Origin of the sequence: Allokutzneria oryzae (genome assembly GCF_042429765.1) — a bacterium.
Taxonomy (GTDB): domain Bacteria; phylum Actinomycetota; class Actinomycetes; order Mycobacteriales; family Pseudonocardiaceae; genus Allokutzneria; species Allokutzneria oryzae.
Window position 1 is genome coordinate 291,222 of sequence record NZ_JBHLZU010000006.1, and the last position, 22,831, is coordinate 314,052.

Genomic DNA, 22,831 nt, shown 5'->3' on the forward strand with positions numbered 1-22,831 from the left:
GTCACGGGTTCCTGGGCGGCTCCACGAGCAGCACCGACGGCACCGCCTCCGGCGCCACCAGCCGCAGCAGCCCGTAGCCGATCCCCGCGCGGCCGTGCATCAGGCCGGGCACCGACTCCGGTCGCGGCGCGCCGGTGCGCCACCCCGAGGCGCGGCCGCGATCACGCAGCGCGCGCACCGCCCGCCCGCTCCGGAGCTGACCGTCCACATCGGAGCGTTGGCGCGCCGCGAGCGCGAGCAGCTCCAGTGCGCCGAGGTCGCCGTGGCACAGGCCGTCGTCGCCGACCGAGGCCAGCCGCTCGCCGTCCACGCCGAAGAGCGCGAGCGCGGTGGCCCGTTCGGCGACGGCGAGGTCGTGCTCCGCGCCCCACTCCTCGCTCAGCCCGGCGAGTCCGGCCCTGGCCAGCCCGACTCCGGGAACTCCGTGGCACCACGCCAGCAACGGCGCGTCGCCACCGCCAACGGCACACCCCTCCGCCCTGGGCGCGGTCCAGTCGTGCAGGTCCGGGTGGAGGTGTTCGCGTTCGTGCCGCAGCGCGGCGAAGACGGCCTCGGCGTACTCCTCGCGCGGGTCGACCGCGTGCAGCCGCGCCAGCGCGTAGGCGACGCCGCTCGCCCCGCGTGACATGCCGATCCCGGTGCCGGGAGGCGGCGCGGGCGCGTCGACCAGGCGCCTCCCCGCGGCGTGCGCGACCTCCAGCGCCTGCGAGCACGGCCGCACCTGGTGCAGCCCGAGCGCGACCAGCAGCGCCCCGGCGCTGCCGCCGACCAGGTCGTAGCGCTGGTCGTGCTGGACGTGCGCGGCCAACGGCCGCAACAGCGACCGGGCGGACCGCAGCAGGTCCCGCCGGTCCAGCAGCACCGAGGCGTGGGTCAGGTAGTGGGCCAGCCCGCCGACCACGCCGAACGCTCCAGGGTCCGGCCGGTCCAGCGCCGCCCTGCCGAGCCGGTCGACGGCGTCGGCGACCCACCGGAGGACGTGGTCGGCGACGGCGTGCGCGGTCTCCCTGACCTCCGCGTCCCGGGCGTGGGCGGCGACGGTCGCCAGGAACAGCCCGATCCCGGCGACGCCGGAGCGCAGGTCCTTCGGCGCCGGGCCGAGCTCCCAGTGCCCGCCACCCGCGGGGCTCGTGGCGACCCACCCGATCGCCCCGGCCCGCCGCACCGCCTGGCGGCACAGCCCCCTGGCCAGTTCGACGGCGTCGGACACCGCCTCCGCGTACCCCAGCGGCTTCTCCGGCAACGGCACCACCTCGGGTGCGTGCCGCGCGGCGGGCGCGCCCGGGACCGGCACGTCGAGCACCTGGCGGATGAGCGAGACCTGCCGCGTCAGGTCGTGCTCGGCCAGCGCGCCGATCCGGCGGATGGCCACGTCGATCGGCGGCTCGGCCAGCATCGGCCCGAGCTGGTCGCCCTCACGGTTGCGGATCTGGGTGCTCTGCGCGCGGGTGCTGTAGGAGGGCAGCTCCCCGGCTCGCAGCGCGTGCAGCTCGTCGTTGCACAGCAGCTCGCGCAGCTGGTCGCCGGAGTCGTTGGCGGCGAGCGCGACCAGGCTGCGGTCCCGGTCGACGGCATCGCGCAGGTGCTCCGGCCGCAGGCTGTCGGCGAGCACCTCGCGGTAGCGCTCGGGGTCGCGCGGCACGTGGCGCAGCGGCACGTCGACGAAGCGCGACAGCAGCCCGTCCACCGACATCCACCGGAACCAGTCCCCCGCGACCGCGCGGTAGGTCCACTCGAACCCGGCGATCATGTCCGCGCGGTGAGGTGACGGATCGACCGGCACCACGAACGACCGGGAACCGTTGCGCGCCAGCCTGGTGAGCGGGCGGGAGCCGATCAGCCCGACGCCGAGCACGCCCTCGCGCATCAGCTCGGCGGCGGGGTCGGGCAGCTCCGAACCGCGGGTGACCGCGGTGCCCGTCCGCCCGCGCAGCAGCACCTGGCCGTTGACCAGCACGGGGTGCTCGCCGTGCGCGATGACGTTGCCGCTGTGCGCGTCCGCCCCGTTGAGCACGTAGAGCAGGGCGGTCAGCGCGCCGACGCGCCAGTGGAACGCACGCACTTCGTCATCGGTGTCGCACGGCCGCGCGGCCACGTGGCACATCCACCCGTAGTCCTCCCGTTCCAGGACCGGAGCGGCCAGCAGGGAGTGCGGCGGGCTCAGCTCGTTGAACCACTCGCACACCCACGCCCACGCCTGGTCCGCCTGGACGCCGTGCGGCTTGTGCACGACGGTCAGCCGCTCGAAGGTCAGCGCGGCGACGCCCCGGTCACCGGGCCCGAAGTCGATCTCGACCAGCTCGCCGAGCGGACCACCGCAGACCCGGCCGAGCTCGGCGTGGTCGGCGGCGGTCCGCCGCGCGAACAGGGTGCGCTCGCGCAGCCAGCCCCGCAGCACGTCGCCGACGTAGCGCAGCAGCACCGGGTAGGTGTTCCACAGCCGCAGCCGCTCAGCCGGATCAGCGAAACCGTCCACAAAGGACTCATCGGCCGCCAGCACCCCGGACAGCGCCGAGGTGATCGCCCGCTCCGGCCAGGACGCGACGACCAGCTCCGGCAGCCCCGGCACCCCGCAACCGCGCACCCGGTTGTGCAGCACCCGCTGGTAGCCGCGCACGATCTCGGCGACCGGCAGCAGCGGCCCGAGCGCCTCGTCGGTCACCAGGTGGCCCTCGTCCCGCGGCGGGCCGCCGTAGCGGCGCACCCGCAGCACCTGGTCCAGCCAGTCCGGCAGCGGGCCGCTCCGCTCGCAGCCGGTGGGCGAGCCGAAGGTCCGCCACAGCGAGTCCAGCTTGAAGCCCAGCACCCCGGCGGCCCGGCGGCTGGCGGCCGAGTCCTCGGCGAAGCACGCGTTCCACCGGTCCATCCGGCGTCCGGCCCGCTTGGTGTCGCGCACCGGCAGCGCGGGCAGCTCGTGCAGGTAACGCGCGTCGGCCCACCGCAGATCGGCGGTGGACCAGCCCGAGTCCGGCGGTGAGACGGGTGGGACGGGCATGACTCTCCCTCAACAGGAAGTGAACCGGTCCCCTTGAGCGCTCTGAAGCGAGTTCGGACAACCCGGCGGGACCGAGGGCGGCGGTGGTCGTCGGCCCGGTCCGACCCGGCTGGTGCCCCTGCATCGCCCGGTGCCCAGGGCCGACGACCAGCGGGGGGAGCACCCCGCCGGTCAAGGGTCGGCAAGCGCGTTGAAGCGCCGCTTAAGCGCCGCTTTATCGCACATCGGGAATGTCATGGAACGATGAAGGGAAAGTGCTCGAACAGCGGCGATAGAAATCTTTCCGACACCCGTGCGGACATCGACGCCGACGTCCGGGCGTCCGCATGCCGGGACGGCTCCTCGCGGCCGCGCAGGGTCCGGCCCGGCGGTCCCGGGTGGGCCGGGACGGCGCTGCCACGCAGGCGAGAGTTCGACCGCCTGGTCACGAGGTCGCAGCACGGCTGTTCCTCAGCCCTCGCACGGTTGACGCCCACCTCCGCAACATCTTCCGCAAGCTGGGCATCACCTCGCGCAGGCAGCTCAGGGACCTGCGTGACGTCAGCTGACGATCACAGGGCTTCACCACGTGGTCGCGGGAACCGGGGGCGCCGATGTGGGGGTGTCGGCGCCCCCGGCGGGAGCGGTCAGGTCCGGGGCAGGGGCGCCTCCTCTCCCGACGCCTCGGCGAGCACGCGGTACAGCGGCTGGGAGCGCAGGAGCTCCGCGTGCGTCCCGGTCGCCAGCACCTTGCCCTGGTCGAGCAGCACGACCTGGTCCGCGCGCGCGGCCAGCGAGTAGCGGTGGCTGACCGCGAGCACGGTGCGCACCGCCGCCTGGTCCAGCAGCTCCTGGACCAGCAGTGCCTCGCTGCGGCCGTCGAGCTGCGAGGTCGCCTCGTCGAGCACCAGCACCTCCGCCCGCCGCAGCACCGCGCGTGCCACCGCGAGCCGCTGCCGCTGGCCGCCCGACATCCGGGCACCGCGTTCGCCGATCTCGGTGTCCAGACCGTCGGGCAGGGTGGCGACCCAGCCGTCCAGCGCGACCGCCCGCAGCACCTCCGGCAGGTCCGCCTCAGCGGTCTCCGGGGCGCCGTAGAGCACCGCCTCGCGCAGCGTCCTGCCCAGCAGCGGCGCCTCCTGCTCGACGTAGGCGAGCCTGCCGCGCAGTTCCTTGCGCGTCAGGCCGCGGATGTCCTCACCGTTGAGCAGGATGCGGCCGCGGTCGGGATCGTCGAACCGCTCGATGAGGCTCAGCACCGTGGTCTTGCCCGCGCCGGAGGGGCCGACCAGCACTGTCAGGCCCTGCTCCGCGGTCAGCGAGGTCCCCCGCAGCACGGGCTCCGTGCCGTGGGAGAACCACAGGTCCTCCAGCCGCAGGCCGGTGCAGGGCACCCGCCCCGCCGCCGGTGCGACGGGCTCGTCGCGTTCGGCGGGCAGCACGTCGAGGTGCCGCACCCGGCGCACGGCAGCGAGGCCCTCGGACAGCGAGGTCGCGGCGGAGGAGCCGGTCTCGACGGGATCGCGCAGGTAGGTCACGTACAGCAGGAACGCCACGAGGTCGGAGACCTGCATCTCGCCGGAGACGATCCGCATGGCGCCCACCGCGAGCACCACCAGGAACATGATCTCCAGCGCGCCGATCGCCAGGCCCTCGACCAGCGCGTCCAGCCGGGCCACCCGCACACCCGCCCGGTAGGCGGCGCGGGCGTCGTCGGTGATGGCGCGTTCCTCGCTGGCCTCGGTGCCGAACGCCTTGACCGTGCGGAAGGCGATCAGCACCCGCTGGATCGAGGTGAGCATGCCGCCGACCCGGTCCTGCGCGTCCTCGGTGGCCTTGTGCAGCCGGTGCAGCACGTACCACTCGGCGGTGGTGGTGACGACGAGCACGAGCAGCAGCACCACGAACAGCACCAGGTCCAGCAGCGCCATCAGCACCAGCGTGGCCAGCAGCACCAGCGGTGCCACCGCGCCGCGCACCAGCGCCGAGGACAGCGTCTGCTGCAACAGGGTGGTGTCGCTGCCGACCCGCGCGAGCACGTCACCGACCGGCCGCCGCGTCAGGTCGTCCACCCGTGCGTGCAGCAGCCTGCCGACCAGCCCCCGCCGCACGTCGAACACCAGCCGTTGGCCGAGCCTGCCGAGCAGGTAGTGGCTGAACGTCGCCAGCACCAGCCCGCTCATGCCGACCACCGCCAGCAGCAGCACCGGTGGCATCAGGCCCTCGCCGGTCTCCAGCGAGTCCAGCACCCAGCGCGCGACCAGCGGCTGGAGCAGGACGGCGGAGTTGGACAGCAGCTCCAGGAGCACCAGGCAACCGATCCGGGCTCGCGCCCCCCTGGTGTACCCCCACAGCGCCGCGGCGGGCGAGGCGCTCATCAGAGCAGCTGGAAAGCGTAGGAGAAGCGGTTGAGGTGCATCACCATGCACGACAACAATGCTCCGCCCTTGTGGTACTCGGAGAGGTTGAAATAATGCACCTCGAAAGCGAGCGAGGACGCGATGTCCTCAAGGCGACGATTCTTGGCGAGCTCGCCGTTGTAGTCGTCGGTGCCCGCCTTGAGGTCGTGGATGTGCGAGGAATTGAGCAGCACATTGTGCAACCGCACCGAATTGCAGATACCGGCGTAGCAGTCGGCCGCGGAGACGTCGATGATCTCGGTGTGCTTCTCCAGCTCGGCGATCTCCGAGCGCTCGTAGAGCTCCGTGCAGACCAGCGTCTTCTCCTTGGTGACCGGGAAGACGCTGCAGTCCAGGTGGTACAGGTACGGGTCGGTCATCGTGAGCTTGACGACCTTCATGTCGAAGTTGCGTTCCATCCAGTCGTAGGTCTCCGGATCGGATCGCTGGCCGTGCCCGCCGACGTAGACGTTGTCGTGCAGGTGCTTGATCTCCGCCTCGCCCTCGAACCGGGTCGGCGGCACGAAGGTCTCGTAGCCCATGGCGCGGAAGAAGTCCACGCCGACCGGGGTCTCGGCCTTGCGGGGCTCGCTGGTGTAGTTGGAGACGAGCACCGTGTTGCGGTCCTTGTAGTGGTCGAGCACCAGACCGAGGTTCGCGGTGAACACCAGGTCCTGCAGCCCGGTGGTTCGCGGGGTCGGCAGCACCGTCACCAGGGACTCGGAGGCGATGTAGTTGTACAGGTTGAAGAACTGCACCATCGCCTTGCGGTGGCTGGGAACGCGGTCAGCGTCGGCGATCTCCTCCATCCAGACGTTGTTGGCGACCTCCGTCGAGTAGGAGAACGGCGCGTTCATCAGGAAGGCGGGCCGCGTCAGCTGGGTCGGGTTGACGGGAGCCACCGCGGACTCCCAAGGCTCCAGCGAACGCGACGACGGGGCGACTGCGGTCATGAACGGTTTTCCTTCCGGGGAGACGAGAACAGCGGGGTCAGCTGGGGAAGCCGACGCGGACCAGCGGGTCGACGCCCGCCTGCACGTGCACGCCTTCCCGCTGCAGCGGGGTGAACTCGATGCGCTCCGACAGCGGGATCACCAGCTCGACCTGGGAGCCGTAGCGGATCTGGGAGAACCGCCGCCCGTGGGAGACCGGCTGGTTCTGCGCGAGGCTGAACGGGGTGATGCAGTCGACGTCGTAGTCGGCGATCTGCACGACGTAGTACGGCTGGCGCAGCACGGGCACGTCGACGCGGTTCACCACGCGCTGGTTGTGGTGCAGGTATCCGCCCCGGGCCGGGTCGATGCGCAGCTCCTCCAGCAGGTCCTTCTCGACCGCCAGCATCGGGTGGTTGAGCGTGTCGATCGGCTCGACCGACCGCCAGGACAGCCTGCCGGGGTACGGAACCCGGTTGATGTGGACGTCGAAGAACGTCATGAAGATGCCGATGACCAGGCTCGGCCGGTCGAACTCCGGGTCGCGCAACGCGGCGCGCAGCGTGTAGGGGACGCCCTTGATCTCCACGAGCGGCTCGTCCGGTTTGACGACGCGCTGGTAGAGCACGACGCCGTCGGCCGGGGAGAAGAACAGCTCAGGATCGCAGTGCGCCGCCCTGGTCGGATCGCGGAAGAAATGGTACTGCGAAAGATATGACAGGGATTTACCCTCGAATGGTCGGACATCCGACTCGATCCACGCCTCTAGGGATTGGACCATCGCACGCGACCTCCTTTGTTCGCCGGACCGATTCGCGAACGAGTCGACCAGCGAATGGTCAAAGAAGTGCGTGAGAACCATCAGAGAGTTCAGGGAAGCGGCTCACTCGTTCAGGCTATTCCGCGGCCGGAGGCGCTGGTCAGCGCCGAACGCCGCGCCTCCCACCGCGGCGAACGCCAACCCGGACCTTTCCGGCGAAGCGGAAGCCGCCGGCCACCACGGCACGGGCTCCCGAGGCGCTCTAGGGCCGCACGACGCAGCGGAAGCCCAGGTGCGAGGTCGAGGTGCCGACCGCCTGGGGCATCCGGGCGGCGGGACGGTACCACCGGCAGTGGTTCGGCGCGCACAGGTGCGAGCCGCCCTTCATCACCTTGCGCGGGCCGCCCCTCCTCGGGGAGCGGGCCGGACCGCAGCAGGCAGGTGTCCCCGCGCCGTGGCGCCCGTACTCGTCCGCGGTCCACTCCCACACGTTGCCGGTCATGTCGTGCACGCCGTAGCCGTTGGCGGGGTACGACATGACCGGCGAGGTGCCCTCGAAGCCGTCCTCCACGGTGTCGACGACCGGGAACTCGCCCCGCCAGGTGTTGGCAAGGACCCTCCCGTCCGGCCGGATGTCCTCGCCCCAGGCGGAGGTCGCGCCGTCCAGCCCGCCGCGGGCGGCGAACTCCCACTCGGCCTCGCTGGGGATCTCCTTGCCCGCCCAGCGGGCGTACGCCTGGACGTCCTCCCACGCGACGTGCACCACCGGGTGGTCGGGCTTGTGCCGGACAGAGCTGCCCGGCCCCCGGGGGTGCCGCCAGTCCGCGCCAGGAACGTAGGTCCACCAGCCGCGGTGGTCGTTCAGGGCGACGGGCCGTGTGGGGGCGACGAACACGACGGAGCCGGGTACGAGCAGCTCGGGTCGTGCCGCCGGGTGGCCCGCGGGGTCCGGCACCCGCTCGGCGAGCGTGACGTACCGGGTCTTGCGGACGAAGCGCTCGAAGTCGCGGTTGGTGACCGGATAGCGGTCGATCCAGAAACCCTCGACCGCGACCCGGTGCGCCGGGGCCTCCTCCGGGCGGTGCCCGTCGGAGCCCATCCGGAAGGCCCCACCCGCGATCCACACCATGTCGATGCCAACACCCATGGCTAGCGGAGTGCCTTGACCTCGTCGCCGTGGACGGCCAGCGCGTAGATCACGAGGACGTCCAGCGCGATCATCACGGTGGTCCACACCGGGTAGGCGGGCAGGAACGCGAAGTTGAGCAGCGCGCCGAGACCGGCGAGCACGATGCCGGTGATCTGGGCCCACCGCATCCCCCGGATGACGCCGATGCCCGCGAGCAGGGTGATGACGCCCAGGATCAGGTGCACCCACCCCCACGACGTGTAGCCGACCTGGACGACCAGCCCGTCCGGGCCGACGACGAAGTAGTCGCGGCGAACCAGCGCGACCACTCCCGCGATGGCGTGGAACACGCCGACCAGGGTCATCATGGCGCCCGCGAACAGCAGCCAGCCGACCCACAGGGTCGCCCGCCCGCCGGTGGGCACCTCGGGCCCGGTGGTGCCGGTCCGGAACTCTGGGTTGTGCATGCTGTCGGCCCTCCCTGTCTGGTTGGCCCAGCGGGCCACGGCTGGTCGTCCTGTCGCGTCTGGTCATGTCGTGTCGAGCGACGCGCAGACCTGGGTGAACATCCGGCGCGCGAACCGCAGCCGGACGGCGAGGGTGTGCTGCGCCTCGCGCAGCTTCTCCACCTGGGCGTGGGCCAGGGCGGTCCTGCGGTCGGCCTCCTCGGTGGCCTCCCGCAGCAGCCGGTCGGCCCTGTCCCGGCACCGGGTCTCGTGCTCGCGCAGCGCCCGCATGGACCGCTCCCTGCGCAGCGCCATCGCCGTGGTGAAGTCCTCCTCGACCCGGCGGCGGCGCCGCTCGGCGTCGGCCGCGAGCCTGCGGCACTCGTCCTCGGTGGTGACGCGGTTCTGCTCGGCGATGGCGTGGGCGTGGGCGACGATGTCGGCCGCCTCGTGCCAGGCCGCCTCGACCAACCGCCGAAGCCGCTCGTCGACGGCGTCCTCCGGGATCGGCGCCCGGCACAGCCGGTCCCGCTCGGCGCGCAGCTCCAGGATCTCCACGCGGCTGGCGTCGACCAGCTTGACCAGGTTGTCCACCAACGCCATCGCGTGGTCCCGGTCCTCGGCGAGGAACCGCAGCTCGGTCTCCACGTACTCGTCGACCTGCCCGCGGTCGTACCCGCGCCACACCGTGTCGAACCGGCGGCCCAGCGGCACCGGGTCGGTGTCGGCGTCGGCGTCAACGTCGGTGTCAACGTCGGTGTCGGGGTGGGCGGGGTCCTCGCCGGGGACCGCATCGTCGAGGACCGCCTCGTCCTCGGGGACCGCTTCGGGAACGGTCTCGTCAGGAAAAGGTGCGTCGGGAACAGTTTCGTCGGGAACGGCGATGTCGGGGACCACGTCGGTGTTCGTGCTCATCGGACCTCCCAGCTCGTCGGACCTCCCGGCCCGGCGTGGCCGGCTTCTGGCGGCGGTACCGGGCCGCAGCGTTGGCCGGACGGGATTCGGCCTTGCGCACCGTGGCCCCGACCCACGGCTCGCCCCTGCTCCGCCGCTGCGGACCGGTACCACCTTGCGGAGCCGAAGTCCCTGTTCCAGGGATGACCGGTCTTCGTGATCCGCCGTGCCCAGCATGGGCGGGACGGGTGGGGCGGGTCTTCACCCGACGGGGGTGACAGGCGATTGCGCCCGTGCGCCCGGGCGGTGGGACCGGTCGGGAAGGCGGATTCCGCCGTCCGGCCTTGCAGGAATCACCCACAGCGGAGGAGGCGGGGCGGGCGCCGGGTCGTCTGGACTGAGCCCCCATCCAGTCATCCAGTCATCCAGTCATTCCGAGCGGGAGGGGCGTGCGGACATGAGCGACTCGTCGCACCGCAGGTCATGGACCGGGTCCGCGTTCGCCGGTGTCGTAGTCGCACTGGTGCTGTCAGGGAGCCCGGCGACGCCGCCGCGCTCCGGCGGCCCCGCCCAGATCCCGCTGGAGGGGATCGTGTTCCGGCTGGTCAACGCGCCCAGGGTCGTCGAGCTGGTCGGCCGCTTCCTGGTCGCGCTGTACCGGACGGCCGAACCACCCCCCACCAGCACAGGCGCCAGGTAAACCTGGCCGCATGCCCTGCCGCCACCGGTCGAACCCTGCGGAAGCGATCGCGCGCACCCGGCGCGACGACGAGACGTCATGTGATTCCGAGCGGGGAGAAACACGAATGCCGCTGGGTAATGGAAGTTCCGAGCGGGCGCGGCTGGCGGGCCGCCCGGCGGCCGGGGTGGTCACCGCCCCGGTCGTCGCCACCAAGGTCCGGGTTCCCGCCGCCGCCCCCACCGTCCTGGACCGCCCGCGTCTGCTGGCCCCCCTCGACGAGCTGCTGCGCGTTCCGCTGGAGGGCCCACCGGTGATGGTGGTGTGCGCACCGGCCGGAGCGGGCAAGACCACCCTGCTCGCCGGGTGGGCGCACCTGCTCGCCGAGCGCGGCGGCGCACCGCTGGCATGGGTCTCGCTGGACGCCGGGGACAACGATGTCTTCCCGCTGTGGTCGGCCGTGCTCGGCGCGCTCCGGGAGAGCGGGGCGTGGGGCCAGGACGGCCCGCTGGAGTGGCTGGGCCCACCGAGGGAGGACGAGGAGGCCGGGTTCCTCGCCGGGCTGGTCGCCGCCTTCGAGCGGCTGACCACGCCGGTGTGCCTGGTGCTGGACGGGGTGCACGAGGTGCGCTCCCCCGCCGCCGTGCGCGCGCTGAACCTCCTGCTGCGCCAGCTGCCCCCGACGTTGCGGATCGTGCTGGCGACCCGGTTCCCGCCGCCGCTGATCCTGCCCCGGCTCCGGGTGGAGGGCCGGCTGCGGGAGATCGGGCCCGCCGACCTGACCTTCACCGTCGGCGAGGCCAGGGCGCTGCTGGCCGGGCAGGGCATCGAGCTGTCGTCGGCGACGCTCGGCGTGCTGATGGAGCGGACCGAGGGGTGGGCGGCCGGGCTGCGGCTGGCCGCCATGTCGGTGGCCGGGTCGAGCGAGCCCGCCACCCGCATCGCCGAGTTCACCGGCGAGGACCGCGCGGTGGCCGAGTACCTGGCCGAGGAGGTCCTCACCGGGCTGCCCGGCCAGATCCGCCAGTTCCTGCTCGCGACCTGCGTCTGCGCCACGTTCACCGTGGACCTGGCGGTGCTGCTGTCGCAGCAGGAGGGCGCGGGCCAGATCCTCGACCACCTGGAGCGCACCAACACCCTGATCACCCGAGGCGGCCCGTCGGCGCGCTGGTACCGCTACCACCCCTTGTTGCGGGGCTACCTGCTCGCCGAGCTCGGCAAGCGGCACCGGTGGGGCAGGCGCCTGCACCGCACCGCGGCCGACTGGTTCGCCGCGGCCGGTGACCCGCTGGTCGCGCTGGAGCACGGCATCGCGGCGGGCGACGACGACCTGGTGGCCCGGCTGATCACGAAGTTCGGCCTGCAGCAGGTGCTCAAGGGCAACGGCGATCCCTTGCGCGCCCTGCTGGACACCGTTCCCGCGCAGGTGCTGGCCCAGCCACCGGTGGCACTGGTGGGCGCGGCGATCGCGCTCGACCGGGGCGACGTCCCGGCGGCCGACCGCTGTCTCCGGCGCGTGGCGGGTTCCGCGCGGCCGCTGCGCACCCACCGGCTGCGCGCGCTGCACGCCGTGGTCCTGCTGCACCGGGCCCGGTTCGAAGGAGGTGTGCGGGAGGCGTTGACCGCGCTGGAGACCACCAGGGCGGGCGACACCGGGGACGTCGACCTGGACATGCTGGCGCTGAGCAACCGGGGCACGGCGGCGCTGTGGCTCGGCGAGCACCGCGCCGCGCGGACCGACCTGTCGCGGGCGCTGCGCCTGGCCACCGCGGAGGGCCGCGACGCGGTCGCACTGCACTGCCGGGTGCACCTGGCCGCCGTCTCCGCCGCCGAGGGGGACCCGGCGCAGATGAGCGCCGAGGCCGCCGCCGCGCTCGACTTCGCCCAGGCCCGCTGCTGGAGCGAGACCTCGCGCTGCGCCTACCTCTACGCGCTCATGGGCGCGGACGCCTACCAACGGGTGGACCAGGAACGCGCCGAACGGCTCTGCTCGCTGTCCGTGCGGCTGCTGGCCGAGCGGGCCGAGCGCGTCGATCCCACCGTCGAGCTGTCCGCGCTCCTCCTGGAGGCGATCGTCGCCTTCGACCGGGCCGAGGACCCGCACGGGGTGGTCGCGGCCATCCGGGACCTCTGGCGGAGGTTCCGGACCGCCCAGGTGGCGCCCGCCCTGATCGCGTTCGCCGCACCGGTGGAGCAGCGCATGGCGCTGCGCGTCGGCGAGCACCGGTGGGCGATGGAGGTGCTCGAACGACTCGGGCGCCAGCTCCGCCCGTCGGCCGAGCACGCCCTGCTCCAGGCCGTCCTGCACGCGCACAAGGGACATCTCAACGCCGCGCGGCGGTTGCTCGACCTGATCGTCAACGACCGGGTTCCCGCAGTGGTGGCGGGCACGATGGTCGAGGCGTGGCTGCTGGAGGCGCTGCTGGCCGAGCGGACCGGGAACCAGCGCCGGGCGCACGAGGCCCTCTCCCACGCGCTCGCGCTGGCCCAGCCCCGGCACGCGCTCCGGCCGTTCCTGGACGCCGGGGCACCCGCGCGCGACCTGCTCGTGCGCGGGGCCGGGCGGTTCGGCAGGTACGACAGCTTCGCGGCCTCCGTGCTCGCCGCGATCCCGGCGTCGGCGGCAGGGGCGACCGAGGCGCTGACCGACCGCGAGCTGGACCTGTTGATCGAGCTGCCGTCCATGCGCACCACCGAGGAGATCGCCGACTCCCTGTTCGTCTCGGTCAACACGATCAAGACCCACCTGCGCGGCATCTACCGCAAGCTGGGCGTCAACCACCGCAGGGACGCCATCACCGCGGCGCGGCGGCGGGGCCTGTTGTGACTGGCCCGCCCGGCAGTCCCAGCAGCGCGGGCGCCCACGCCGCGCGCGGGTCGGTGTCCACCAGCAGGGCCTTGACCAGCAGCGTCAGCGGGATGGCCAGCAGAGCGCCGACCGCGCCGAGCACCCACGCCCAGAACACCAGCGCGAGCAGCGTCGCGGTGGTGGACAGGCCGACGGAGTGCCCGACGAAACGCGGCTGGATCAGCGACTGCACCACGAAGTTGAGCAGGGAGTACACCACGACGACGGCCAGCATGGACCGCCAGCCGCCGTCGAGCAGGGCCAGCAGCGCGGGCGGGGCGAGCCCGATGAGGAACCCGACGTTGGGGATGTAGTTCGTGACGAACGCCAGCAGGCCCCACAGCACCGGGACGGGGATGCCGAGCAGGGCCAGCGCGACGGTGTCGAGCACGGCCACGATGAAGCCGAAGACGGTGGTCATCAGCAGGTAGCCGCGGGTGCCCCTGACGAAGCCGGAGAGCGCGCCCGCGGCGCCGGGGCGGTCGGCGGCGATGGCCGCCATCCGCTGGTCCGCCACCCCGGCCTCGATGCCGAGGAACAGCAGCAGCACCAGCAGGAAACCGATGCTGGTCGACAGGTTCGTCAGGCTGGAGAGCGTCGAGCCGACCAGACCCATCACCTTGCCGAAGTCGATCTTGCCGAGCGCCGCCCGCACCTGCTCCGCACCGATCCCGAGCCGGCCGAGCGCGTCGGCGACGGAGCGGAGCAGGTCCTCGGCGGGCCCGGCGTAGCGCGGCAGCAGCGTCGCCAGCTGCGCCACCGACACGACCACCACGACCGCCAGCCCGACGATCACCGCGTAGAGCACGACGACGAGCACGACGGTGGTGATCCAGCGCGGGACCCCGTGCCGCCGCATCCAGACCTGGACCGGGCTGACCGAGATCACGATGACCAGGGCGAGGAACGCCGGCCCGATCAGCCACGCGGTCGCGCGTATCCCCGCCACCGTGACCACCGCGGCGGCGGCCCCCAGGAGCAGCACGAGCGCCCTCGGAAGCACGAACGGACCAGCCTCGGCGGTGGCGGCGGTATCGGCCCCGGACGGGCCGTCATGACGGTTCGGCACGAGTCCGGACGCTAGGTCCGTGACCCGTGCGGCGGCGTCACCTGGTGTGGGTGAGATCGGCGAACGCCCGTCGCGCGCGCATCGGGCTTCACCCGCGCCGGGTGAGGAAGTTCCGGCCGCCGGGCACCGACACTCCACGCACATCGCCGGATCTCCGGCACGGACACGGGTGTAAGGGGCACAGAGATGACGGACTCGCCGCGGCGCGGTGTGTTGCCGATCCCGGACCGACCGCACAGCGGACTGATCACCTACGACGCGAGGGACCCGGACACCTCGTTCCCGCCGATCACCCCGTTGCGACCGCCAGAGGGCGCGCCCAACGTGCTGGTCGTGCTGATCGACGACGTCGGCTTCGGCGCGTCGAGCGTGTTCGGCGGACCGTGCGACACGCCCCGGTTCGAGGAGCTGGCCATCGGCGGCCTGCGGTACAACCGCTTCCACACCACCGCGCTCTGCTCGGCCACCCGCGCGGCGCTGCTGTCGGGCCGCAACCACCACACCGTCGGCATGGGCTCCATCACGGAGATGGCGACCGCGGCGCCGGGGCAGAACTCCATGCGCCCCAACACCTGTGCGCCGCTGCCGGAGATCCTGCGGCTCAACGGCTACTCCACCGCGCAGCTGGGCAAGTGCCACGAGGTGCCGGTGTGGGAGACCAGTCCGGTCGGCCCCTTCGACCGGTGGCCGACCGGCAGCGGGTTCGAGTACTTCTACGGCTTTCTCGGCGGCGAGACCAACCAGTACTACCCGGCGCTGTACGAGGGCACGACCCCGGTCGAACCGGACCGGACCCCGGAGGAGGGATACCACCTGACCGAGGACCTCGCCGACCGGGCGATCGGGTGGATCCGCCAGCAGAAGGCGCTGACGCCGTCGAAACCGTTCTTCGTCTACCTCGCGCCGGGCGCGACGCACGCGCCGCACCACGTGCCCGAGGGGTGGGCCGACAGCTACCGGGGCCGGTTCGACGCGGGGTGGGACCGGCTTCGGGAGGAGACCTTCGCGCGGCAGAAGGTGCTCGGCGTCGTGCCGAGGGACTGCGAGCTGCCCCGGCGGCACTCCGCGATCCCGGCGTGGGAGGACATCGCCGGGGAGATGAAGCCGGTGCTGGCGCGCCAGATGGAGCTCTACGCCGGGTTCCTCTCGCACACCGACCACCACATCGGGCGGGTCATCGACGCGATCGCGGACCTCGACGTCCTGGACGACACCCTGATCTACGCGATCATCGGGGACAACGGCGCCTCGGCGGAGGGGTCGGTGCAGGGCACCTTCAACGAGATGGTCACCATCACCGGGTTCGGCCACCTGGAGACGCCCGCCTTCCTGCGCGAGCGGCTCGGTGAGATGGGCGGGCCCAAGTCCTACAACCACTACGCGGTCGGGTGGGCGCACGCGATGAACACGCCCTACCAGTGGACCAAGCAGGTCGCATCGCACCTCGGCGGCACGCGCACCGGCACGATCGTGCACTGGCCGAACGGGTTCGGCGCCAGGGGCGAGATCCGCGCGCAGTTCCACCACGTGATCGACGTGGCTCCCACCGTGCTCGCGGCCGCCGGGCTGCCCGAACCGTCGTTCGTGCACGGCGTGCAGCAGCGGCCCATGGAGGGCGTGAGCATGGCCTACACGTTCGACAGCGCGAACGCGCCGGGCAGGCACGAGACGCAGTACTTCGAGATGCTGGGCAACCGGGGCATCTACCACAAGGGGTGGACCGCGGTGACCCGCCACCGAATCCCTTGGGGCACAACGGGTGCGGCGCTGCCCGCGTTCAACGACGACGTCTGGGAGCTCTACGACACGAACACGGACTGGACCCAGGCCCACGACCTGTCGACGGAGATGCCGGACAAGCTGCACGAGCTGCAGCGGCTCTGGCTGGTCGAAGCCGCCAGGTACAACGTGCTGCCGCTGGACGACCGCTTCGTGGAGCGGTTGAACCCCGAGACCGCGGGGCGGCCCCAGCTCGTCCACGGCAACCGCCAGCTGCTCTTCGGCGGCATGGGGCGGCTGAACGAGCACTCGGTCGTCAACCTCAAGAACAAGTCGCACGCGATCACCGCGGAGGTCGTCGTGCCCGGACCCGTCGCCAACGGGGTGATCGTCGCGCAGGGCGGCATCACCGGCGGGTGGAGCCTCTACGTCAAGGACGGCACCCCGAAGTACTGCTACAACTTCTACGGGCTGGCCCGGTACTACGTCGCGGGCGACCAGCCCCTCACGCCCGGCAAGCACCAGGTGCGGATGGAGTTCGCCTACGACGGCGGCGGACTGGCCAAAGGGGGCGACGTGGCCCTCTACCTCGACGGCGAGCGGATCGGCCACGGCCGGGTCGAACGGACCGTGCCGTTCCTGTTCTCCGCGGACGAGACCTGTGACGTCGGCACCCAGGCGGGTTCGCCGGTGACCACCGACTACCGCGTCCGCGAGTTCCGCGGCCGGGTGAGCTGGGTGCAGATCGACCTCGGCGCCGGTGCCGACACCGACCACTACGTCAAGCACGAGGAACGGCTCCGGCTGGCACTGGCCATCCAGTGACCGGGGCCGGTGGAACAGAGCGAGGAGTTCCGGTGTCCTTCACGGTCATGGCGACGTTGCCCCTGGTGCTGCTGATCGGGCCGGTGCTGCTGGACCGGTTGGAGCGGTGGGCGGTCACTCCGCCCGCGCGCGCCAGCGAACCAGATCCTCAGGAGTGTCGACGTCGTGCGCCTCAGCGTTCTCGGCCGGTATCCGCAGCACGCTCAGCGCGGCGAGGGTGCGACCCAGCGCGGCGCCCTCGGTCCGCAGGGGCAGGGCGGCCCGCAGCCGTTCCGTCCGCCACACCCCGACCAGCCACTGTGGACGGTCATCGGCGTCGGTGAGCACCACGCCGTCGGCGTCGGCGGTCAGGGCGGCGCGCAGCCGGACGAGCGTGGCCGAGGTGACGCCGGGCTGGTCCACCGCGAGCACCGCGACCAGGCCGGAGCCCTCGGGCACGTCCGCGAGCCCCGCGGCGAGCGCCGCGACCGGCCCGCCGCCCGGCGGGTCCTCCCGCGCCCACACCACCGGCCGCGGCACCTCGCGCACCGGCCCGACGACCACCACCCGGGAGTCGGCGGGAACGGCGTCGAGCAGCCGGTCCAGCAGCGGGCGGCCCGCCAGGAGGACGGCGGCCTTGTCCCGGCCGCCGAGGCGGCTGCCCGCGCCACCGGCGAGCACGATCACGTCCATCCCCGCATCCTCCCCCGGACACGGGAAAGGGGCCGCCTCGGGGACAGCCCCTTTCCCGTGCCACCGGGAGGTCAGAGCAGGCGGGTGGCGTACGGCATGATGCCGCCGTAGCGCACCGAGGTGACGCGCACCCTGGCGCCGGAGAACGGGGCCTCGACCATCCGCCCGCCGCCGATGTACATGGCCACGTGGTGGATGCGTCCGCCGTTGGCCCAGAACAGCATGTCGCCCGGCTGCATCTGGGTCAGCGGCACCTTGCGGCCCGAGTTGTACTGGTAGCCGCTGTAGTGCGCGAGGTTGATGCCGACGCCGGCGAACGCGTAGATCATCAGCCCCGAGCAGTCGAAGCCGATCTTGCGGTAGTCGCCGAAGGCGTCGGCGACGCCACCGTCGCGGATGCCGCGGGTCGGGCCGCTGCCGTTGCCGCCGCCCCACGCGTAGATCACGCCCAGCTGCGAGAGCGCCCGGTTGATCACGATCTGCGCGGCGCCGCTGCCGCTGACGCGGGTCGGCCGCTGCGCAGCGGTGCCCCCGCCGCCCCTGGTCCCACTGCCGTTGCGCCTGCGCTCCTCGGCCGCCGCCGCTGCCGCCGCCTCGGCGGCCTGCCGCGCGAGCTCGGCCTCCTCGCGCCGCTTGGCCTCCTGCCAGTTCTCGAAGCTGCGCCGCTGGTCCTGCAGGCCCGCGACCCGGGACCGGGCCTCGTTGAGCTGCTTCTCCACCGAGCTGCGGTCGTTCTCCAGCTGCTCGGCCCTGCGCTCCTGGCCGGCGCGGGCGCTGACCGCTGCGGCACGGGCGACGTCGGCGACTCGCTTGGCCGCCGCCGCCGCGTCCTCCTTCTGCTTGGCGACCTCCAGCGCCTTGCGCGCCAGCGAGTCCTTGTTGGCCTTGTCGGTGCGGGCCCGCTGCATGTTGTCAAGGGCGCTGAGCTGCGAACCGCTGGCGGCGTCGAGCATCCGAAGGCGTTCGAGCAGCTCGTCGGCGCTGCGCACGCCCATCAGGGCGCGGATCGAGCCGACCGTGCTGCCCTGCTGGTAGCTGCTGCTGGCGAAGGCGTCGACCTGCTTGCGGACCTCCTCGATGGCCCGCCCGGCCGCGTCGGCCTCGGCCTTGGCGCCCTCGGCGTCCCGCTTGGCCGCCGCGGCGACCTGCTCCGCCTCGTCCAGGTCGACCTGGGCCTTGTTGGCGTCCTCCATCTTGAGCTGGACCTCGGCGGAGAGCTCCAGCAGCCGGGTCTCGGCCTGGGCCAGCTGGTTGGTCAGCTTGCCGACCTCACCGGCCTTGGAGTCCACGTCCACCCGGCCCTGCTGCAGCTCGGTGTCGCTGGGGTTGGGCGGCGGCGGGGGGACGGCCTGGGCCGTGCCCGTGATCCCGACCGCGGTGACCATCGCGAGGGCCACGCTGACGAGCGCGGCGCCGCTGCGTCGAGTCGACATCAGCTCACCTCCCACGACGGAGGAGTGCTCCCCCGGTCCCGCTGAGCCGTCCGGCCTAGCTCGCGCTCCACCGAACGACACCCTCCGAACACGCAGCGCAACTGTGCACCCCCGCCCCAACTCCTGCCACTTTTAGCAGGAGAAACACGCGTACCGTCCCTCACTCGTGTCACAAAGGACTACAAATCGGTCACGGTCGGCGGCTTCGCCCTCGCGCGGAACCTTACGCAGCGCACACCGCGCGAGGTCCCCGAGCGCACGAAAATGGCCCCCTTGGTCGCAACAAGGGGGCCATTCGCCACCGGCTCGCCCGGCCCCGCTCACCCGGCCCGGGTGCCGCGCCCCGGCCGGCGTGGCCGGTGTTTTCGCGTTTTGTCACCTTCATGCGCAAGAGAGCGCTCCCATATCGCGCTGAGGCTCCATAACGCGAAACGTGGGGCACGCGCGGTGGGCTTCGGGGGAAGAGGGTGGCGCGGTCGGCTAGGTGGTGTCGCCGCTTGCCGGGGTGCTAGTTCACGCGCCGGTCCTGCCCGGCCCAGAACGGCTCGCGCAGCTTGAACTTCTGGATCTTGCCGGTGGCCGTGCGCGGGATGGACTCGCGGAACTCCACCGAGGTGGGCGCCTTGTACCCGGCCAGCCGCTGCTTGCAGTGAGCGATGATCTCCTGCTCGGTGGCCTCGGCGCCCTCGGCGAGGACCACCAGGGCCTTGATCGTCTCGCCCCACTTGTCGTCGGGCACGCCGATCACCGCGACCTCGGCGACCGCCGGGTGGCTGAAGACGGTGTCCTCCACCTCGATCGAGGAGACGTTCTCACCGCCGGTGATGATCACGTCCTTCTTCCGGTCCGAGATCGTCAGGTGGCCCTCGTCGTCCAGGGTGCCGCCGTCACCGGTGTGGAACCAGCCGCCGTCCAGCGCGTCCTCGGTGGCCTCCTTGTTGTTCCAGTAGCCCTCCAGCACGGTGTTGGAACGGGCCAGCACCTCGCCGGTGTCGGAGACCGACAGCCGCACGCCGATCGCCGGGGCACCGGCGCGGGAGAGCTTGCGGGCGCGCTCCTCGGCCGGCAGGCCGAGGTCCAGCGGCCGGGTGCGGTTGAAGGTCAGCGTCGGCGAGGTCTCGGTCAGGCCGTAGAGCTGCTGGAACTCCCAGCCCAGCTCGTCCTCGATGCGCGCGATGGTCCTGGTGGGCGGCGGCGCGCCCGCGCAGACGATGCGCATGGAGCCGCGACCGGGGATCTCGCCCTTCCAGTCCTGGGCGGCGTCGAGCACCATGTTCCAGACCGCGGGCGCGCCGCAGGCCAGGGTGACCCCGTGCTGCTCGACCCGGCGCAGGATCTCCGCGCCGTCGACCTTGCGCAGCACGACCTGCTTGGCGCCGAGCCCGGCGAGCACGAAGGGCATGCCCCAGCCGTTGCAGTGGAACATCGGCAGCGTGTGCAGGTAGACGTCGCGCTCCCAGGCGCGCACGTGCAGCCCGAAGGTCATCGTGTTCACCCAGATGTTGCGGTGGGTGATCTGCACGCCCTTGGGCCGCGCCGTGGTGCCCGAGGTGTAGTTGATCGTGGCGGTGGCGTCCTCGTCCGGCGACGTCCACGCGCGCGGCTCGACGCCGAAGCGCATCAGCTCCGTCTCGGTCTGCTCGCCGAGCACGTAGCGGTGCGGCGCCGTGATGCCGCTGAGGTCGGCGTCCAGCTCGGGGTCGACCAGCAGCGTGGACGCGCCGCAGTGCTCGACGATGTAGGCGATCTCCTCGGCGCGGAGCCGGAAGTTGATCGGCACGCAGATCCGCCCGCTGGCCGGGACCGCGTAGAGCAGCTCCAGCAGCCTGCTGGAGTTGTGGCTGACCACAGCGACGCGCTCGCCCTCGCCGACGCCGATGGCGTCCAGGCCCGCCTGCCAGGCCCGCACCCTGGTGGCGACGTCGCCGTAGGTGGTTGTCGGCACGGCGGCCGCGGGCTGGTCTGGTTCGTCGACGACGGCGGTCGAGCCGGACCACACCGTTTCGGCGCGATCCACGAAGTCGGCGACGGTGAGCGGGACCCGCATGGTCTACGTACCTCCAGGGGGCTGGAAACACCGAGTGGCCGGAAGGGTACTGAGCGCTACCAGCAGCCGACAGGCACCCCGCCGACACTCACTCTTCTGGCCGTCGGGCGACTCGCCGAACGCGCACCCCCGAACGGCGAACGGCGCGCTGCCCCGAAGGGCCGAGCACCGCCTGGGACCATGTCCGGCGTGCGTCATCAGCTGCGGCGACTCGGCATCGGGCTCGCCATCCCGGGACTCGTCCTGACCGTCGTCGGCACCTTCCTGCCCTGGCTGCGCTCGGGCGCGGTGCTGCGCGACAGCTACGAGGCGGCTGACCTGCTGCGCCGCCTGCTCGGGCTGGACCAGGGCGTCGGCGGGGCGCTGCTGGCGGGCTGGCCCGCGCTGGGCCCGCTGGCCGCGCTGTGTGTCGCTGGTTACGTCTTGGGCGTTCCCCGAGTCGCCGCTGTAGCGAATCTGCTCCTTTCGGCGATAACGGGCGCAGTGGGGGTGTTCGCGTCCGTCCACGCCGACGCCGGGGGCTCTTTGGTCGGCATCACCTGGACGGGACCTGTAACCGTGCTCGTCGGCGCCTTGCTGTCGCTGGTGGGCGCGATCGCCGTGCTCGTGGGCGCCCCTGGACGGATGACACAGGGGAGTGACAGTGACCAACGGCGAGAGCCACCCCGTTCCTGAGCAGCAGGAACAGCAGCCCGCCCCGCAGGAGGCGCCGCGCAGGCCGAAGACCGGCCTGATCGTCGGCGTCGTCGTGGGCGTGCTCGCCCTCGTCGGCGGCGGCGTCGCGCTGAGCTCGGCGTTGCAGGGCGACAGCGCCCCTGGCGCGTCGCCGCAGAGCGCGGTGACCGGCCTGGTGGACGTGCTCAACAAGGGTGACGCGGTCGGCGTGCTGGACCGGATCCACCCCGCGGAGGCCAAGGCGTTCCGCGACTTCGCCACGACCACGGCCGGGGAGATGAAGCGGCTGGAGGTCCTGCGCGGCGACGCCGACCCGCTGACCGCGGTCGGCGGGATCTCCGCGCAGGAGGTCGGCTTCGACGCCGTGCCGGAGGAGAAGGTCAACGACCGGATCACCGTGGTCAAGCTGGTCAAGGGCAAGGTCGCGATGACCGAGGACCAGAGCAAGGCGCCCTACACCGAGAAGTTCCTCAAGCTGCTGGGCGGGCAGCCGGGTACCACGACCTCGACGACGACCACTGTGGACATCGCGGACGTGGTGCGGCGCACCGGCAAGCCGGTGCGGATCGCCACCGTCAAGGTCGGCGACAAGTGGCACCCGAGCCTCTACTACAGCGTTGCCGACTTCGCGCTCCAGATGACGGGGCGGTCCTGGCCGAAGGAGAGCATCCCGGCGGTCGGCGCCGCCACGGCCGAGCAGGCCGTGCGCGAGCTGGTGACCGCGGCGATCGACGGCAACACCCGCCGGGTGATCGAGCTGCTGCCGCCGACGGAGATGGCGGTGGCGCACGACGTCGGCAACGCTCTGGTCGTCGGGCTCAGCGGTGAGACCGTCTCCGACACCAAGCTGGTGGAGCTGCAGACCGAGACCAAGGACATCCCGGGCGGCAAGCGGATCAGCCCGCGCAAGGTGGTCGTGGAGATCGGCGGCCAGCGGCTCTCCGTGGCCAGGGACGGCGACTGCGCCGTGGTCGACGCGGGCGAGGGCACGCGGGTCTTGTGCCTGGACCAGCTCGTCGCGGGCATGGAGGAGGCGGCGGCCGAGGACGGCATCCAGCTGCCCGAAGCCGCGGTGCGCACCGTCCAGAGCATCGGCCGCAACCTGCTCGACATCGGCGTTGCCACCGTCGAGGAGAACGGCAAGCACTACCTGAGCCCGACCGGCACCGTCAACGAGCTGGTCCTGACCTTCCTGCGCGGCCTGGACGCGAAGTCCCTCGCCGAGCTGGTGGAGCTGGGCAACCGCTGACCGGCGGCACCGCCGAGACGAGGACCACCCGGGCGCGGCCCGGGTGGTCCTTTCTTTTCGGCAACGTCTCGGTACCCAACA

General features: G+C 72.3%; 16 protein-coding genes and 1 pseudogene. 6 read left to right on the top strand and 11 right to left on the bottom strand.

What is annotated here, in order from left to right; genetic code table 11:
• Position 1 precedes the first annotated feature (1 nt).
• Positions 2–2,995, bottom strand: coding sequence for a type 2 lanthipeptide synthetase LanM family protein (locus ACFFQA_RS08080; RefSeq protein WP_377851054.1), 2,994 nt, complete (start codon positions 2,993–2,995; stop codon positions 2–4).
• 428 nt (positions 2,996–3,423) lie between these two features.
• Between ACFFQA_RS08080 and ACFFQA_RS08085 the strand changes: the two are divergent.
• Positions 3,424–3,543: pseudogene (locus tag ACFFQA_RS08085) on the top strand (helix-turn-helix domain-containing protein); the annotation flags it as partial.
• A gap of 78 nt (positions 3,544–3,621) precedes the next feature.
• Here ACFFQA_RS08085 and ACFFQA_RS08090 read toward each other — a convergent pair.
• From ACFFQA_RS08090 to ACFFQA_RS08115, 6 genes are all read right to left on the bottom strand, one after another.
• The gene (locus ACFFQA_RS08090) at positions 3,622–5,352 is read right to left on the bottom strand and encodes an ABC transporter ATP-binding protein (protein ID WP_377851055.1); all 1,731 of its coding nucleotides are present in this window, start codon (positions 5,350–5,352) and stop codon (positions 3,622–3,624) included.
• Complete coding sequence (locus ACFFQA_RS08095; protein WP_377851056.1) at positions 5,352–6,326, bottom strand: dimethylarginine dimethylaminohydrolase family protein; 975 nt, start codon at positions 6,324–6,326, stop codon at positions 5,352–5,354. The genes ACFFQA_RS08090 and ACFFQA_RS08095 overlap by 1 nt, the downstream gene beginning before the upstream one ends.
• A gap of 37 nt (positions 6,327–6,363) precedes the next feature.
• Positions 6,364–7,086 (bottom strand): phosphatidylserine decarboxylase, encoded by a 723-nt coding sequence (locus ACFFQA_RS08100; RefSeq protein WP_377851057.1) that lies wholly within the window; start codon positions 7,084–7,086, stop codon positions 6,364–6,366.
• A gap of 241 nt (positions 7,087–7,327) precedes the next feature.
• Complete coding sequence (locus ACFFQA_RS08105) at positions 7,328–8,212, bottom strand: formylglycine-generating enzyme family protein (protein ID WP_377851058.1); 885 nt, start codon at positions 8,210–8,212, stop codon at positions 7,328–7,330.
• Between the two features lie 2 nt (positions 8,213–8,214).
• A complete protein-coding gene (locus tag ACFFQA_RS08110; RefSeq protein ID WP_377851059.1) occupies positions 8,215–8,661 on the bottom strand; it encodes a DUF7144 family membrane protein in 447 nt (148 codons plus the stop codon).
• A gap of 63 nt (positions 8,662–8,724) precedes the next feature.
• Positions 8,725–9,555, bottom strand: a complete 831-nt coding sequence (locus ACFFQA_RS08115; protein WP_377851060.1) for a hypothetical protein — start codon at positions 9,553–9,555, stop codon at positions 8,725–8,727.
• 436 nt (positions 9,556–9,991) lie between these two features.
• On the opposite strand from ACFFQA_RS08115, the gene ACFFQA_RS08120 reads away from it, so the two are divergent.
• Entirely contained in the window at positions 9,992–10,234 is a 243-nt protein-coding gene (locus ACFFQA_RS08120) for a hypothetical protein (protein WP_377851061.1), read from the top strand.
• 106 nt (positions 10,235–10,340) lie between these two features.
• Positions 10,341–13,040 carry a winged helix-turn-helix domain-containing protein gene (locus ACFFQA_RS08125; RefSeq protein WP_377851062.1) on the top strand — a complete coding sequence of 900 codons (2,700 nt, stop codon included), beginning with the start codon at positions 10,341–10,343 and terminating at the stop codon, positions 13,038–13,040.
• On the opposite strand, the gene ACFFQA_RS08130 is transcribed toward ACFFQA_RS08125, so the two are convergent.
• Positions 13,009–14,130: an AI-2E family transporter gene (locus tag ACFFQA_RS08130; protein WP_377851063.1), complete on the bottom strand. Its 1,122-nt coding sequence runs from the start codon at positions 14,128–14,130 to the stop codon at positions 13,009–13,011. The genes ACFFQA_RS08125 and ACFFQA_RS08130 overlap by 32 nt on opposite strands.
• A 186-nt stretch (positions 14,131–14,316) precedes the next feature.
• On the opposite strand from ACFFQA_RS08130, the gene ACFFQA_RS08135 reads away from it, so the two are divergent.
• Positions 14,317–16,674, top strand: a complete 2,358-nt coding sequence (locus ACFFQA_RS08135; protein WP_377851064.1) for an arylsulfatase — start codon at positions 14,317–14,319, stop codon at positions 16,672–16,674.
• Between the two features lie 114 nt (positions 16,675–16,788).
• Here ACFFQA_RS08135 and mobA read toward each other — a convergent pair whose 3' ends face one another.
• From mobA to ACFFQA_RS08150, 3 genes are all read right to left on the bottom strand, one after another.
• Positions 16,789–17,346 (bottom strand): molybdenum cofactor guanylyltransferase, encoded by a 558-nt coding sequence (gene mobA, locus ACFFQA_RS08140; protein ID WP_377851065.1) that lies wholly within the window; start codon positions 17,344–17,346, stop codon positions 16,789–16,791.
• 71 nt (positions 17,347–17,417) lie between these two features.
• A complete protein-coding gene (locus tag ACFFQA_RS08145) occupies positions 17,418–18,779 on the bottom strand; it encodes an NlpC/P60 family protein (protein ID WP_377851066.1) in 1,362 nt (453 codons plus the stop codon).
• A 508-nt stretch (positions 18,780–19,287) separates the two neighbouring features.
• On the bottom strand, positions 19,288–20,826 hold the full coding sequence (locus ACFFQA_RS08150; protein ID WP_377851067.1) for an AMP-binding protein: 1,539 nt from the start codon (positions 20,824–20,826) through the stop codon (positions 19,288–19,290).
• A 189-nt stretch (positions 20,827–21,015) separates the two neighbouring features.
• Between ACFFQA_RS08150 and ACFFQA_RS08155 the strand changes: the two genes are divergently transcribed.
• Entirely contained in the window at positions 21,016–21,501 is a 486-nt protein-coding gene (locus tag ACFFQA_RS08155; RefSeq protein WP_377851068.1) for a hypothetical protein, read from the top strand.
• Positions 21,470–22,750, top strand: a complete 1,281-nt coding sequence (locus tag ACFFQA_RS08160) for a flagellar basal body protein FliL (protein ID WP_377851069.1) — start codon at positions 21,470–21,472, stop codon at positions 22,748–22,750. The genes ACFFQA_RS08155 and ACFFQA_RS08160 overlap by 32 nt, the downstream gene beginning before the upstream one ends.
• Positions 22,751–22,831: the final 81 nt, after the last annotated feature.

Coding starts and splice junctions, on each gene's coding strand:
- ACFFQA_RS08080 (WP_377851054.1), bottom strand. CDS start 2,995: ATGCCCGTCCCACCCGTCTCACCGCCGGACTCGGGCTGGTCCACCGCC.
- ACFFQA_RS08090 (WP_377851055.1), bottom strand. CDS start 5,352: ATGAGCGCCTCGCCCGCCGCGGCGCTGTGGGGGTACACCAGGGGGGCG.
- ACFFQA_RS08095 (WP_377851056.1), bottom strand. CDS start 6,326: ATGACCGCAGTCGCCCCGTCGTCGCGTTCGCTGGAGCCTTGGGAGTCC.
- ACFFQA_RS08100 (WP_377851057.1), bottom strand. CDS start 7,086: ATGGTCCAATCCCTAGAGGCGTGGATCGAGTCGGATGTCCGACCATTC.
- ACFFQA_RS08105 (WP_377851058.1), bottom strand. CDS start 8,212: ATGGGTGTTGGCATCGACATGGTGTGGATCGCGGGTGGGGCCTTCCGG.
- ACFFQA_RS08110 (WP_377851059.1), bottom strand. CDS start 8,661: ATGCACAACCCAGAGTTCCGGACCGGCACCACCGGGCCCGAGGTGCCC.
- ACFFQA_RS08115 (WP_377851060.1), bottom strand. CDS start 9,555: ATGAGCACGAACACCGACGTGGTCCCCGACATCGCCGTTCCCGACGAA.
- ACFFQA_RS08120 (WP_377851061.1), top strand. CDS start 9,992: ATGAGCGACTCGTCGCACCGCAGGTCATGGACCGGGTCCGCGTTCGCC.
- ACFFQA_RS08125 (WP_377851062.1), top strand. CDS start 10,341: ATGCCGCTGGGTAATGGAAGTTCCGAGCGGGCGCGGCTGGCGGGCCGC.
- ACFFQA_RS08135 (WP_377851064.1), top strand. CDS start 14,317: ATGACGGACTCGCCGCGGCGCGGTGTGTTGCCGATCCCGGACCGACCG.
- mobA (WP_377851065.1), bottom strand. CDS start 17,346: ATGGACGTGATCGTGCTCGCCGGTGGCGCGGGCAGCCGCCTCGGCGGC.
- ACFFQA_RS08145 (WP_377851066.1), bottom strand. CDS start 18,779: ATGTCGACTCGACGCAGCGGCGCCGCGCTCGTCAGCGTGGCCCTCGCG.
- ACFFQA_RS08150 (WP_377851067.1), bottom strand. CDS start 20,826: ATGCGGGTCCCGCTCACCGTCGCCGACTTCGTGGATCGCGCCGAAACG.